The 14,242-nt window shown below is 42.9% G+C and carries 13 protein-coding genes and 1 tRNA gene; 12 read left to right on the forward strand and 2 right to left on the reverse strand.

All coding sequences use genetic code 11. From position 1 onward, the window contains the following. Window positions 1-73: transfer RNA gene (locus tag BXO88_RS05185), tRNA-Thr, on the forward strand. Between the two features lie 37 nt (window positions 74-110). Here the strand turns inward: BXO88_RS05185 and BXO88_RS05190 are convergent. Continuing rightward, complete coding sequence (locus BXO88_RS05190) at window positions 111-734, reverse strand: DUF4317 family protein (RefSeq protein ID WP_078036688.1); 624 nt, start codon at window positions 732-734, stop codon at window positions 111-113. A 203-nt stretch (window positions 735-937) separates the two neighbouring features. On the opposite strand from BXO88_RS05190, the gene BXO88_RS05195 reads away from it, so the two are divergent. Then, window positions 938-1,498, forward strand: coding sequence for a hypothetical protein (locus tag BXO88_RS05195; RefSeq protein ID WP_078036689.1), 561 nt, complete (start codon window positions 938-940; stop codon window positions 1,496-1,498). Here the strand turns inward: BXO88_RS05195 and BXO88_RS05200 are convergent. Continuing rightward, window positions 1,495-1,740, reverse strand: a complete 246-nt coding sequence (locus tag BXO88_RS05200; protein WP_168171625.1) for a glutaredoxin family protein — start codon at window positions 1,738-1,740, stop codon at window positions 1,495-1,497. The genes BXO88_RS05195 and BXO88_RS05200 overlap by 4 nt on opposite strands. Window positions 1,741-2,077: 337 nt before the next feature. Here BXO88_RS05200 and BXO88_RS05205 point away from each other — a divergent pair, with 337 nt between their 5' ends. The 10 genes from BXO88_RS05205 (at window position 2,078) to BXO88_RS05250 (ending at window position 14,177) form a co-directional block, all read left to right on the forward strand. Continuing rightward, window positions 2,078-2,596: a hypothetical protein gene (locus BXO88_RS05205; protein ID WP_078036691.1), complete on the forward strand. Its 519-nt coding sequence runs from the start codon at window positions 2,078-2,080 to the stop codon at window positions 2,594-2,596. Window positions 2,597-2,779: 183 nt separating this feature from the next. Then, on the forward strand, window positions 2,780-4,183 hold the full coding sequence (locus tag BXO88_RS05210) for a trypsin-like peptidase domain-containing protein (protein WP_078036692.1): 1,404 nt from the start codon (window positions 2,780-2,782) through the stop codon (window positions 4,181-4,183). A gap of 223 nt (window positions 4,184-4,406) precedes the next feature. Then, window positions 4,407-5,816, forward strand: coding sequence for a transglutaminase domain-containing protein (locus BXO88_RS05215; protein WP_078036693.1), 1,410 nt, complete (start codon window positions 4,407-4,409; stop codon window positions 5,814-5,816). 55 nt (window positions 5,817-5,871) lie between these two features. Next, on the forward strand, window positions 5,872-6,465 hold the full coding sequence (locus BXO88_RS05220; RefSeq protein ID WP_078036694.1) for a hypothetical protein: 594 nt from the start codon (window positions 5,872-5,874) through the stop codon (window positions 6,463-6,465). A 134-nt stretch (window positions 6,466-6,599) separates the two neighbouring features. Next, a complete protein-coding gene (locus tag BXO88_RS05225; protein ID WP_078036695.1) occupies window positions 6,600-7,232 on the forward strand; it encodes a rhomboid family intramembrane serine protease in 633 nt (210 codons plus the stop codon). Window positions 7,233-7,774: 542 nt separating this feature from the next. Continuing rightward, window positions 7,775-8,884: a sigma-70 family RNA polymerase sigma factor gene (locus BXO88_RS05230; RefSeq protein ID WP_078036696.1), complete on the forward strand. Its 1,110-nt coding sequence runs from the start codon at window positions 7,775-7,777 to the stop codon at window positions 8,882-8,884. 71 nt (window positions 8,885-8,955) lie between these two features. Next, window positions 8,956-9,336, forward strand: coding sequence for a hypothetical protein (locus tag BXO88_RS05235; RefSeq protein ID WP_078036697.1), 381 nt, complete (start codon window positions 8,956-8,958; stop codon window positions 9,334-9,336). Window positions 9,337-9,347: 11 nt separating this feature from the next. Continuing rightward, a complete protein-coding gene (locus BXO88_RS05240; protein ID WP_078036698.1) occupies window positions 9,348-10,832 on the forward strand; it encodes a hypothetical protein in 1,485 nt (494 codons plus the stop codon). A gap of 1,252 nt (window positions 10,833-12,084) precedes the next feature. Continuing rightward, window positions 12,085-12,936, forward strand: coding sequence for a replication initiation protein (locus BXO88_RS05245; protein WP_036610419.1), 852 nt, complete (start codon window positions 12,085-12,087; stop codon window positions 12,934-12,936). Between the two features lie 290 nt (window positions 12,937-13,226). Next, a complete protein-coding gene (locus tag BXO88_RS05250) occupies window positions 13,227-14,177 on the forward strand; it encodes a DNA-directed RNA polymerase subunit alpha (protein ID WP_078036699.1) in 951 nt (316 codons plus the stop codon). Window positions 14,178-14,242: the final 65 nt, after the last annotated feature.

Consider the following 14,242-nt stretch of genomic DNA (forward strand, 5'->3'; position numbering starts at 1 on the left):
GCCGGTATAGCTCAGTTGGTAGAGCAACTGATTTGTAATCAGTAGGTCTTCGGTTCGAGTCCGAATCCCGGCTTCAAAAAAAAGCTTCGAGAGAAATCTCGAAGCTTTTTTCATTTTCCCAAAATCTTCTTTACAAACGCCTCATCCGGACGCTCAGGATCCAGCGAATAAATATCTATCCTGCTCGGATCACTTGAACGATCCTCAAAAGCAGGGAAGAGGAAGCCAAGCTCAGGCTTTCCGGCATTATAGTCCTTATCTACCCTCGCAACGGCACAGATTATGAACTGAAAAACCTCCTCAGATTCACCCTGTTCCTCCTTATCCGAGCCCTTCACAGGCACATCATAAAGCCCATGGTAAATGAATATCCCATACTCCTGCGGAATGCGAATTCCCTCAGCAAGCTGCTCACACAAAGTCTGAACCAGAAGATCATCCTTAAGCCCATACTGCGATAAAGCCATCAACAGTCTGTGAATGCTGTCATAAGCCAGATCCCCTTTTGGAAACTCAAAGCTCCTGAGCTGCTTATTAGTCTTAGAAAAAGGAATCGTCTTAGCCAGCTCCAGATTGACCTGCCTGTCGTGAGTTCCCATGTTTCGGAAGTTAACATTAAAACTGTTATCTATATAACCCTCCGGATCCATATAAGCTCCAGCCGCACGGTAAAAGCAGTTTCTGCTTAAAGTCATCCTTCTGGTAAGCTCCAGCATATCTTCTCTATTAATCATTTAAATCACCCCTTCCTGATAGCCTGCGACGGCATATCAGCTTTACATTGTCAGATTTTTCCTGTTCCTTTATACCGTAAATTTGTTATACTATAGTGCAAGATTCAATTGCTGCAAATCATATTTCCGTCTCTGATGAATCTTCATATAAATATGAGCCCACTTTCGTTAATGGCTCTTTACAAATAAAAAGGAAAAAATCTATGTTAAAAATCTCAACACCATTTACAAGAGATCAGAAGGCCAATGCCTACATCTCTGAATTTATAAATAACCGTATCATGTCACTCCTCATCAACGACATGGAAGATGCTGCCGGTAAGGACTATCTTAAGGTCACTACCGATGACAACGAATTTCAGGAAAATATCAGATTCTATTTCCCGGATCATTATTCAAAGCCTGACGCTGCGGCAGCATTTATATCTCTTCTTAAAGGAATAAAGTCAAAGGATGAATTCATTCCAAACATCTATGAAGAATATGCATTACACGCAGTGATCCACAGCTACATCCATCAGTGTGAGGACAAGGGAACAAGCCCTGCCAGAAACATGCCTTCAGAAGCCCGCAGCTACGTTTATTCCATTCTCAGAAACGAATATCTGGAGGACGGTGAACGTGACGAGCAGGATCCTGAGTTCCTGATGACAACATTTGAAGACATGTACGATTACGACGAATTCGTAACCTACAATATGGATTACGGCATGCTCGACCACATGACAGCAGAAGAGATCACTGCCGCGAGAGAGAAGCGTTAAGCATTCTCATGAATATATTTTAAAATCTCCGAAAAGTCAGTTATGTACCTGTAGCTTTCCTCTGATTCCGGTATGAAGAGAGCAGGAGCGGTCATGACACGATACTTCACAACGAGTTCTATGCCTGACTTTTCATCCGCCGGACACTCAACATATGAGATTCCCGCATCCATGAGCTCCTTCTTCACCTGCTTACATTTAGAGCAATGAAATGTGGTAAGTAATTTTAATTCCTGATTCATAAACACCTCAGCTACTTCCGGCTTTGCCGGATTCATTTCCTTATTACGCCGGTAATTGTAGCATGTGAAGTTTTCGGCATCAATCGGGTCTTCATGACACTTATATCATGACGTGAGTGTCAAAAGTCGATATCGGACCGCTTCGCGCTATGCGCTCTCGCGTTCCTCCCACATTCCGCACTCTCAGGCCGATAAATCGTCCTTACGTGCTCCATGTGGGGCGTGTCATGAAGTCTATCCTCCACTTTTGTGCAAGCACAAGTGGAGGATAGACTTATGACACTTATATCAAACATATAACAAAAATACGGTATCAATGCATTAAAAGAGGCAATTTATGTTCGATCCAAATTACAGACTTGGACTCGACCTTGAGCTTTTGAAGCGAAAGGATCTTGTCCGTTTTTTCGACATCGATGGAGTGCTCGCAGTTTACGGTTACGGCTCGGACGGCATCAATGTCTGCGGTGACGATGAATTCGATGCCTTCGTGGAAGAGCACGATATATACGAGACGGCTGTCGGTCCCGAATTCATCAAACAGTATATAGAAACCTACACCGACTGTTCCAGAAATTTTATACTCAGTTTGTCCAGCACCAAAACTCAGGATGCCCAGAAGGTCAGGTTCATAAACCGTGTTTATCCAGGGCTGTTCAAACCTGAAAACATACTCTTCACAAGAGACTCTGACAAGTCAGTCATGGTGAAAGAAACTCTTGAAAGGGAATTTGATGGCCTGAATACCCCTCATCTCTTTATCGATGATGATACCCGGGTCCTTTACAGGCTTCAGCTCGGCGGCGTTACCGCCGTTCACATTTCGAGCCTTCTTCAGCTCGCAGCACTAAAATAACATATCCAGACTTTTGATCTGCTGATAAAGCTGTACCATCCAGTTTCCAGGACACAATTTCTTGACAATTACGACACAAAATCTCCATCAATTAAACAAAATTGAGTCACACTTTTTCACTAGTATTCAAAGCGTAAACAAAAATACAACAATCCAGTGAAAATCAACTTGATGGAGGTTATTATGTATAGAAATTTAGGAAAACGTGTTGCAACTATCGTTTTAAGTGCCCTTGTATTCGGATCTGTTTCCGGTATCGCCATGGTTGGAGTTGGAAGAGCCGCTCAGTTCGCAACTACTCAGAACGTGGCGGCAGCTCAAACTGCTACTGGAACTGATGCCAATGTCTCTCCCGACAGCAGCCTGCAGAACAATTCAACTACCGATGCCACTACCATGCTGGCAAATGGCAGCAACAATACAACAGCATTAAACACCGCTTCATCAGCAGGAAGCGCCAAGACAGTTTCTGAGATAGCACAAGACGCCATGCCTCAGGTCGTATCCATCACAAACACCATAAGATATAAGCAGTACGGCTATACCATGTTCGGTCTCGGCGGTGAAACCGAAGCTGAGGCTGCAGCAAGCGGCTCAGGTGTCATCGTCGGAAAGACAGACAGCGAGCTTCTCATTGCAACCAACCATCATGTTATAGAGGATTCAACAACTCTTAGCGTACAGTTCGTGGACGGTACATCCGCAGACGCACAGATCAAGGGCGAGGATTCAGATGCAGATCTTGCGGTGATCGCAGTTAAGCTCAGCGACATCCCCTCAGAGACATTGTCAAAAATCGAGATAGCAGAGTTCGGTGACTCAGATGCGCTTCAGGTAGGAGATCAGGTCGTTGCCATAGGTAATGCTCTCGGCTATGGTCAGTCAGTTACCACCGGAATCATCTCCGCAAAGGACAGAGACGTACAGACAAGCAGCGGTACAGAATCCGGACTTCTCCAGACAGATGCAGCCATCAACCCGGGAAATTCCGGCGGAGCACTCCTTAACATGAAGGGACAGCTGATCGGTATCAATGTTGCCAAGTATTCAAGTACCGATGTAGAGGGTATGGGCTATTCCATCCCGAGCAACAAGGCAAAGTCCATCATCAGCACACTTTCAAGCAAGGAAACAAGAAGCAAGGTTTCCGATGAGAACCGCGGTTACCTCGGAATTCAGGCAAAGACCATCGATGCCGCGACAGCAGAAGCCTACGGTATGGTTCAGGGCGTTTATGTTTACAAGATCGTCGATGGTACAGCCGCAGCGGCTTCAGATCTTCAGGAAAAGGATATCATCGTGAAGTTCGATGATCAGAGCGTAACCAGCTTCGATGATCTCCAGAATCTTCTGGGAAGATACGCTGCAGGTGAGACCATCAATCTGACTGTAAAGCGTCCTAACGGCAGCACCTACGATGAAAAGGTGATCTCCATCACATTGACAACAAATCCCGACAAGACTTCAGAAAGCTCTTCTGATGATGCCTCTGGCTCACAGAACTCAGGAAACTCCGATTCTGCAAAGGAAAGTGAAGAGATGTTCCGTGAATTCATTCAGGGTCTCCCTCAGTTCTATATGAACTGATATATAAGTGAGCGCAAAGCGGTCCGATATCGACTTTTGACACTCAAATCATTATAAGTGCCACTCTCCCCATTATTCAAAATGAGATGCAATGTTAAAAAATACTTTAGCATTGCATCTCTCTTTCTATGCTAAAATGACTTAAACCTGAATCTATAGACCGATTCGATAAAGACTTTTAACACTTACATAAAGACCTATCCGGTGAAAGGAACCCTTTTTAATGCAAAACTACGGCGGAAGCTACAACCGTTATGGAAATTACAGTGGAAACCATCATAATAAAAACCGTGGCGGTGGAGGATGTCTCAGCGTCATCATAATTGCCGTTCTCGTGGCGCTTGCACTTTCTATAGTGAGAGTCCCCTCCGAACTGATTCCGAACCTACGAATCGAAAACATCGCCGGTTTTGATTTCGGAAGCCTCTATGACCGATTCATCAATTCCATTTCAGATACTTTTTTCGATGAATATAAAACTCATACTTCTTTTTCTGAAGAAACCAGCAGAACGGAAGAGCATAAAGCTCAAAACGGAAGAACAAAGGAGAAGAAATCAGCTGATGACTCACTAAACGAAACTACTCCGGCTGAAAGCAATGTATCTCCATGGTCAAATGGCAGTTCCATCAGTGATTCCAGTCAGGCCGGTTACTACTGCTATAATCTTCTGGATGAGGATTCGAAGCTTGTATACAGAGAAATTCTCGAAGCCATCACCTGCCGGGAGGAGCGTCATGTGTCAACATTGGACACCGCAAAACTAAATACTATCTATAATTACGTGGTTGCCGATCACCCGGAGATCTTTTATTCCTGCGGCATACACTACACTCAGGAACTGATAAACGGCATAGTAACATCCATTAGAGTAAAAGGGCAGTACTCTATGACAAAAGAGAATGCCGACTCTTATGAAGCCGCCATGGTACCTGTGGTTCAGTCAATCCTCGTTAGTGTACCGGGCTATGTGGACGGCATGGAGACCTCCGACTATACAAAGATAAAGTACATATATGACTATATAATCGAAAATACTGAATATGTTGCCGGCGCCGATGAAAATCAGAATATCATCTCGGTTTTACTGAATCATCGCTCAGTATGTAACGGCTATGCGAAGACCTTCCAGTATCTTTCCCAGCAGCTGGGCATACCTTCGGTTCTTGTGACAGGCTATGCCGAAGGCGGGCTCCACGCGTGGAATGCAGTTCTTATGGACGGAGCATGGTATCAATTCGATGTTACCTTCGGTGACTCACAGCTTTCATCCGTAAACGCATCTATCATAAACTATGCGTATTTCGGTCTGACAGATGATCAGATGAATGCAAATCACACCGCCCTCGGAACCATACCTGTTCCTTCATGCACTTCGACTTCCGGGAATTATTTCGTAAAAAACGGTATATATTTTGACAATGCTGACACAGGAGCCGTAGGTGAGCTTGTTCGTTCGATACAGTCCTCCGGAGGAAACATCGTCCAGTTCCGTACAGATTCGGCAGAGACCATGGCTGCTCTTATAAACTCACTTTTCAATCAGCAGAAGATATATAATTATCTGGATAATGTAAGGAGCTTCAGCTACTCTTTGATCGATTCACAAAATACGATGGTTATAATTTTTTAGATCATGATCTGATGTCAATTATTAAACTCACATCACACTATTAAGGAGTATAAATATGAGACGAACCAAACTTTTCACATCTTTCATCGCAGCTTTAACAGCAGCAACAGCCCTTACCTTTTCTTCATTTGCAGGCTCATGGGCGTGGATAGACACAAACGGCGACGGACTCGCTGCATGCTATTATTTCAATGATGACAACAGCCTTCAGCACGGAGGCGTTACGCCGGACGGCTACACCGTGAACGAGAACGGTGCATGGATCGTGAACGGAGTCCTTCAGGAGCGTTCTGTTCTCACAGACAAGGCTCACGAGAACATCGCATTTTCAGGCACTACGGATGCTGCCAATGTCAACAACGGTAGATATCACTTCACCACCGCAAATTCAATGGGCATGAAGCTTCCATTCAGCGGAGTTGACATCCTGTCGCTGCAGGTAAACATTGACAGTGAACAGAATCTGAATCTTTCCATAGCCTATGAGGATGGTCAGATAGGTACCATAACTCTTCCTGTAAATCAGGACGGAAGCTACACCATGACAACCACAGGCGGCAATGTGATCATCAGCTTCGGCAACAACGAGATGAACTGGAGCGGAGAGTACTATGGAATCCCGACTGTACTTACTGCGGTGAAGGATTGAGCATAGCGTCACGATTCATAACAAAATTACGGTATTATTAAAAAACGATAGCAGGCGATGGAAAATATGCTGATTTTTCATCGCCTTTTATTTTAGGGGTCGAAATTTACCGTAATGATGTTATAATCACACACATGAATACAGAACAGAAAATAATCAATTACAAATGGATACCCTTTACCACCTATGCCATCGTAGGCGTTAATGTCATAGTTTTTCTTTTGGAGGAGATGTTTGGCGGAAGTGAAAACCTGCAGACATCAATAAATTTTGGTGCCCTTTATACTCCCTACGTGATATTTTACGGCCAGGTCTATCGAATATTCACATCCATGTTCCTCCATTTCGGAGTGGAGCATATCGGTGCGAATATGATCTCCCTGTGCGCCATAGGTCCCTACGTGGAGCATTACTTCGGACATTTCCTTTTCCTGGTGCTTTACATCTTTTCGGGACTTATCGGCAATATGGCATCCATGTTCTTTGAGTGGAACAGTGGTATTTTCAATGTCTCCGCCGGTGCAAGCGGTGCCATCTTCGGACTTTTGTCAGTTTTCATTCTTTTTGCCATGAATCCAAAGCTGCGAAGAGTATTTCCGATCCATAGAGTTATCCTTTCGATCTTTTTATCTCTTGTTGCAGGACTCAATGATCCTTCCATAGACTTTGCAGCACATTTCGGAGGCCTTTTGGGTGGTCTGATTCTTGCCTTTATCATGCAGGAAATCCTAAGATTCGGCATACGCCGTGAGAAAGTGAGTAGCTAATATTTAACAGTTAAATTACTTAATTTATGAGATTTTTAGTCACATTTTATGACCTTAATAATTTCCCCACGGCGTCTTAAGAATTTCATAATATCAGATTTCGTTTTTCTTCAATCACTATTTTCGGGAGTTGTGTATATTATAGACAGATGAGAAATACATATTAAATAAATGCACACTCCTTAATAAATATTTACTCACTTTAAATTAAATCCTTTTTGAACCCCGGCCGCACACCGGGGTTTTTTAGTGTATAAGTCCAGTGTCAGGCGGCTATGCATACGGCAAGCTTGCTTGCAAGGATGCATAGACATCTGACACGACAACAGAAATCGAGAATAAGCGCGATAGCGCGAATTCGAGATTCCTGTTAGGATTGCGAAAGTTGCACAGCAACGAAGCAATCCGCAGGACTTATACGCATTTATTTATATCATAAAATAATTTTATCTATTTTTACTCTTGCTTTATTCCTTTATTCAAACTAATATAGAAAGGCTGTCTTATTTTAGGATGGCAATTCATAGAATATAGGTTTTTTTATGTCAGAAGATAATAGAATAGTTTTGGAAGATCGTGAAACTACAGATGTTGAAACACTTGATTATTCAAGCGTGTCTTCTAATAATGATACAAACTATACAGAGCTTGATGGCGGTTCTGATGCCATCATAAAAAATACAGCTGCCGACATTAACATCGGTATAAGCTCCGGAAGCGATGACTTCGCTGATGAGGAAATCTCGGAAGAGGATCTTTCCGAAGAAGATAAGGAAGCCAGATCTCTCGATATGGAGGCTCTTTCCAATCTTGAGAACATATCTGCAGACGATCCTGTACGAATCTATCTCAAGGAGATCGGAAGCTATCCTCTGCTCACACCTGAAAGAGAGCATGATCTCGCTGTAAGATGCAAGAACGGCGACTTAAGTGCGAAGCAGGAGCTGGTAGAATGTAACCTTCGTCTCGTTGTTTCCATCGCAAAGCGTTACACAGGCAGAGGCATGAATTTCCTCGATCTTATTCAGGAGGGAAACATCGGCCTCATGCGTGGAGTTGAAAAGTTTGAACCGGACAGAGGCTTCAAGCTTTCTACCTATGCGACATGGTGGATCCGTCAGTCCATAGCAAGAGCCCTTGCGGACCAGTCCAGAACCATCCGTGTTCCTGTACATATGGTTGAGCTCATCAATAAAATAAAGAAGACCTCACGTCAGCTGGCATTGGAACTTGGTCACGAGCCTACAACCCAGGATCTGAGCATCGCACTTGATATCCCTGAGGAAAGAATTCAGGAGGTCATCAATTACGACGCAGGCCCTGCTTCACTGGACAGCAAGGTAGGTGAGGATGAAGATTCGGATCTCGGATCCTTCATCGCGGATGATAAGATCACATCACCCGAGCAGAATATCAACAATGTAATGATGAAGCAGCAGCTCGACAAGATCCTCGTTAATCTCAGCGACAGAGAGCGAGAGGTCCTTGAGATGCGTTACGGTCTTGTGGATGGTCACGAAAGGACCCTTGAGGAGATCGGAACCATTTATCACGTAACCAGAGAGCGTATCCGTCAGATCGAGAACAAGGCATTACATAAACTCCAGAATCCAAAGTACAAGCGTGAGCTGGACGGATTCCTTGAGTCATAAGTATTTTTAAATTCGGCTTTCTGTTATAAAATAGCAGAAAGCTTTTTCTGTATTTTTTTAAGAGGTAATAAATGAACGAAAAGCAAACACGTAAATTCGGAAATTCCGGAAAATCTTCAAAAAGCGGCAACAGACCAGGCTCCTTCGGAAAGAAGCCTTCTTCAAAGGGCGCAAAGGGAAAGCCCGGTACAGCAGGGAAGCCTTTCTACCAGACAAAAATCAAGGGTAAATCCGGCGCTCAGGTCGGAGATTATGTCATGATCTCTGACGGAAAGAAGAAGATCACAACACGTATCAATCTGCCAAACCATCCGTTTGCCAAGAAGGAAGTAGGTGAAATGGTAGTTATAAAGGGCGTGGAATGGTATCTCATCAGAATCTTCATTCAGGGAACAGCAGCCTATAACAAGATTTTTGATGCCGACACCCAGCGCGAACACTTTGGATACTAAACGGAGGGCCAATGTCTACATCTTTATTTGAACTTATCAGCGATAACATCCAGACAAATGATATGCTTCCGGAAGGGTTCCGCCTCTCGGGAGATACATTGACACAATCTCAGGAAAAAGTGCGTCTCGTAGACGGAGCTCTGGACGGCATGTATCTCTTTCATAATCTGCCGGGAAACAGCGAGATCGAAGGGCTGATCGAGATCATCAATGAAGCTTCACAGCATGATTTCGACGCTGCAGACTATGATCTCCACGATTTCTTTTCCGATAAAGACTGCCGTATGCTGCCTTTGGTCGAGAAAATAGAGCAGTGGGTCAATGACAACACCGATACTATAGATGCTGAAGCGCTTTTTGAGTTTGCTGCAAACATCATAGTAAAAACGGGCAACCCGGAATGTCTCAAGTTCGCACTAGTTTTACTCGAAATGATGGACACCGACGACAATGATGCAGTAAAGGATGTTGTGCGCACCCTTGCCCGCTCGGATGAGCTCACACTTTTCTCTATCTTCGTAGCCGAGACCTGGAAGGACTCAACTGAAGCCATCCTTGATTTTGCAAAGCACACAAGAGGATGGGGACGAATCCACGCAGTTGAGCACATAGATGCCACATCAGGAAAAGTCAAGGACTGGCTCTTCCATGAGGGAGTAAAGAATACCATCGGCGCTGCTTATTCAGCCCGTACAGTGGCTGAGAAGATCTGCCTGGGAAAAGTATTTGCAAATCCTGCATTTAACTCTGACGACTATCTGCTGGCCCGTCCTATCATGGAAGGCCTTCTCAATGAAGGATCACTTCAGGGCATAAGCTCCATGAAGGACAGAAGCGAGATCATCGGAGGATATCTGAAGCAGTCAGAAAACAGAGCCCATACACCGGAAACTGTGGCAACTCTTCTCGATATCAGAGATTATCTCAGCAATAACATATTTGCCGAATCCGGAAAGCTCAGTGACAGTCTCGAAAAGCTGCTGAATTCTGATTCCATCAAGGCTTCTGTACAGCAGTTCATAGCAGAGAAGAAGGGCTTCCGCCTTGCCTGCCGTATGGGCATAGACTGCCGTGATGAGATCATAAGCGCCATGTCTGAGGATTTTGCCGCACATGCGTCTCTGGTAGACATTCTTCCAAAGGATACAGACACCCTCGGAAAGCTTTTTGCGATCTACAGAGAAAAGCTTCCTCTTCAGATGATGGCATCCGGTCCTAAGGATAACCTCGGCATAGGAGAGGAGTATCGTCCTTATCATCAGCTCAGCTTCCTGGTGCAGAACCTTGCGGACACAGCCGGAGAGGGCGAAGACTTCATCATCTATTCTCTGAACTGTCCTGTTAATGCCAACCGCCAGATGGCTCTCAGCACACTTGAGGAATGGCTGAAGGACGATTATGTTCCGTCCACCGCTGTTAAAAACGCGGTATGGAAGCTGAAGGAGCAGGAGCCCGCTGAAGATATACGGAATCTTCTGGAGAAGATAAAGATATAATGAGAAAAATGAAAGTACGGATCTCAGCGCAACACTTTCATGATATATAACACAATTACGGTTTCATATTCCGACTTTATAACATTATTACGGTCTGAACTTATATCATCATGACGGTATCACCTTTCGGGGTGGTACCGTTTTTTTGTTATATGTCATTTACCGTAATTTTGTTATGTGTTGGATTTTCTATCCCGAAACAGACATCACCGGACTGTTTTTCACCGTATATATGTTATAAGTTCCTTCAGAAGAGGGTGTCGAAAGCATCAATGATTCAAAAATATGATATAAAAAACAGAAGAAGAGACAGCATCACGATAGATATAACAAAATTACGGCTTACATTTTTCTTACAATTGAAATTGTGGCCCGAGCTTTAACACATTAATCCGATAAATACCGTATTTTAGTTATATTACAAGCAATCATGTAGGATAAAACCTGTTCTGGGTAACTAAAATACACTCGTAATTGTGTCACTTTTTCGGAATGAAATATTATCTCTTTCTTTCCACGCATCCCGGTGTGTCTACCGTAAATATGTTATGTGTCTAAAATAAGCACTTATTTATAACAAAATTACGGCTTAATTATTCTTTACGAAACCACCGTCATTGTGTTATCTTATCAATCCTGTGACCGTAATTTTGTTATAAGACGATTTCAACAAAAATGAGAAGCATAATTAGTGCGATTTGACGAGGCAGGCATAAAAATCGACTCAACTTTCAGCGTAAGCGGGTCAAATAACGGAAAATCATATTACGATTATGACTTTTTCAAGGGTACGGGATCATAGCAGATGATTTTACAGGATCGTGATCCACGGGTGAGAGCGCTGATTTTTTAGACCGTAAATCTGTTATGTTAGACCGTCATTGTGTTAGACCTCGCCGTAAATTTGTTATGGGTCACCGTAATTATGTTATTTATGTGGACAAAAAACGACGTAATTCTGCGGTTTTTTGTATTAAATAATATAAATATATATAATATTAAATAAATCAAATAAAAAACCAACTCTCAAAAAATAGAAACGTGCACGCGAAAAAAACACAGGTAACAAAAGCAAAAAATATAAGTGTTGTATGTCAGGTCATAGACATTGGCATGAAAGGATAATGCAACTTTCGCGATGCTGCGGTGAAAAATCAGATCAGAATAGAGATATAACAAAATTACGGTCATTGATTTTTAGAGTTTTGAGTTTTACTATATTGACATGTAAACGTGAAACGGAGTTTTGCAGATGGCAACTTATAAGACGCAAAAACAGAAGATGGACGATCAGCGTACATATCTGGTTGTTAAGGATAACGCACTTATTCAGAAGGCGAAGTACAACCTTACCGCTAACGAACAGAAACTCGTAAATTATGTTATCACCATGATCAAGCCGGGTGAGGAAGAGTTCAAGAAGTACGAGATCAGAGCATTGGATTTTGCCAGACTTTGCGGTATCGATCCGAAAAATGTGTATCGTGATTTCAGAAATATGATCGATTCCATAGACGAGAAGGCATTCTGGGTAAATATTGACAACAGAGTCATAAAATTAAGATGGTTCAACGAGCCTGAATACAATGAGCGTAAGGGAACCATCAGTCTGATCCTCGACAGCCGTATCAAGACCTATCTTCTCGGAATTCAGAACAATTTTACGGAATACGAGCTTTACAATATCCTTTCCATGACCAGCAAGTACTCACCGCGTCTTTACGAGCTTGCGAAGTCATATGCCTATAAGGGACATGTTGACATATCGATCGATGCATTGAGAGAGAATCTGATGGCGGATGTATACAGTGCTTTTGGAAATTTCAAGCAGAGGGTCCTTTCTCCGGCTATCAAGGAGATCAATGAATACACTGATATTACGGTATCCTATGACTGTATCACCGATAAGGGTGAGCTGGTTAAGGGAAAGCTTCAGGGAAAACGTATCACTCATATAAGATTATATATAGAGAATAAGGATACTCTGGATCGTTTTGCTACATATAACAAGACTGTAAGCAAGATAGAAAAGCGTAATCTGCAGTTTAAGGGGCAGCTGACACTCAATTTTGATGAGTCAGGATCTCTGGTAGAAATCGCCTGAAGATACAGAAGGCGTAGGAATATTTGATATCGGTTTGTGTCATGGAAGAGACATATTCGAATGAAAACAGCTTATAAGGATATTATTTTACTACAAATTTAAGTGGATGCAATAAAATGCGTCCATTTTTTTATACTTTTTTTCAAAAAAGACTAGACATGCAATAAAAAAACGCTATAATAGAATAGCTTGATTCTAAAAATAGCGGTAGTCTGTAAATCGATAGATGAAGCGCTTAGATCATGTGCTACTATGTTGTTTCAGCGATTCTAATATAAAGAGGTAGGGTAATGGCAGTAGAAATCAAACCGGTTCTCGAAGTTGAGGAAATCTCAGATGATAAGAAGTTTGGACGTTTTGTATGCGCACCACTTGCAAAGGGTGAGGGTACAGTTATCGGAAATTCTTTAAGACGTATTCTTCTTTCATCAATGCCTGGCGCTGCAGTTAGCGAGGTAAAAATTGATGGAGTTTATCATGAGTTTTCATCCATCCCTGGTGTTAAGGAAGATGTCAGCGATATCATCCTTAACTTAAAGAAGCTTGCAATTAAAAATACATCATCAAGCGACGATCCTGTTATGGCGTACATTGACTATGCCGGAGAGGGTATCGTTCGTGGTTCTGATATCAAGGTTACTTCAGAAGTAGAGATCGTAAACAAGGATCAGGTCATTGCTACACTTTCAGGTAAGGAAGCAAGACTTTATATGGAGATAAAGATGACAAAGGGTCGTGGTTATGACGGTGCCAACACTCGTGACCGCAGCGATCTTCCTATCGGTGTCATCGCAGTTGATTCTATCTATTGCCCTGTAGTCAGAGTAAATATGGTCATCGATCCGATCGAGGGAACCAACGAAGAGAAGCTTACTCTCGATGTTACCACAAACGGAACTATGGCTCCTGACGATGCAGTTTCTCTTTCTGCCCGTATTCTTGACTCACATCTTAAGCTTTTTGCTGACATGGATGTCAATGTTGAGAGCGAGGTTAAGGTTGAGGACGCAGGAAATAGCGATTCTAACGATCTTATGAACATGAACATCGATGAGCTCGAGCTCAGTGTTCGTTCTTATAATTGTCTTAAGAGAGCAGGCATCAACACTGTTGGTGATCTCTGCAGTAAGAATCTTGAGGATCTTTCAAAGGTTCGTAATATGGGTCGTAAGTCAATCGACGAGATCCTTGGTAAGCTTGAGTCCATGGGACTTGTACTCAGCAGCAGAGATGCAGAGTAATTGAATTTCGGTAAACATAACAAAAAGACGGTTTCCTATGACTGGAAGCCGTTTTTTTTATGCGC

This window comes from Oribacterium sp. C9, from assembly GCF_002007235.1.
In the GTDB taxonomy this organism is placed as follows: domain Bacteria; phylum Bacillota; class Clostridia; order Lachnospirales; family Lachnospiraceae; genus Oribacterium.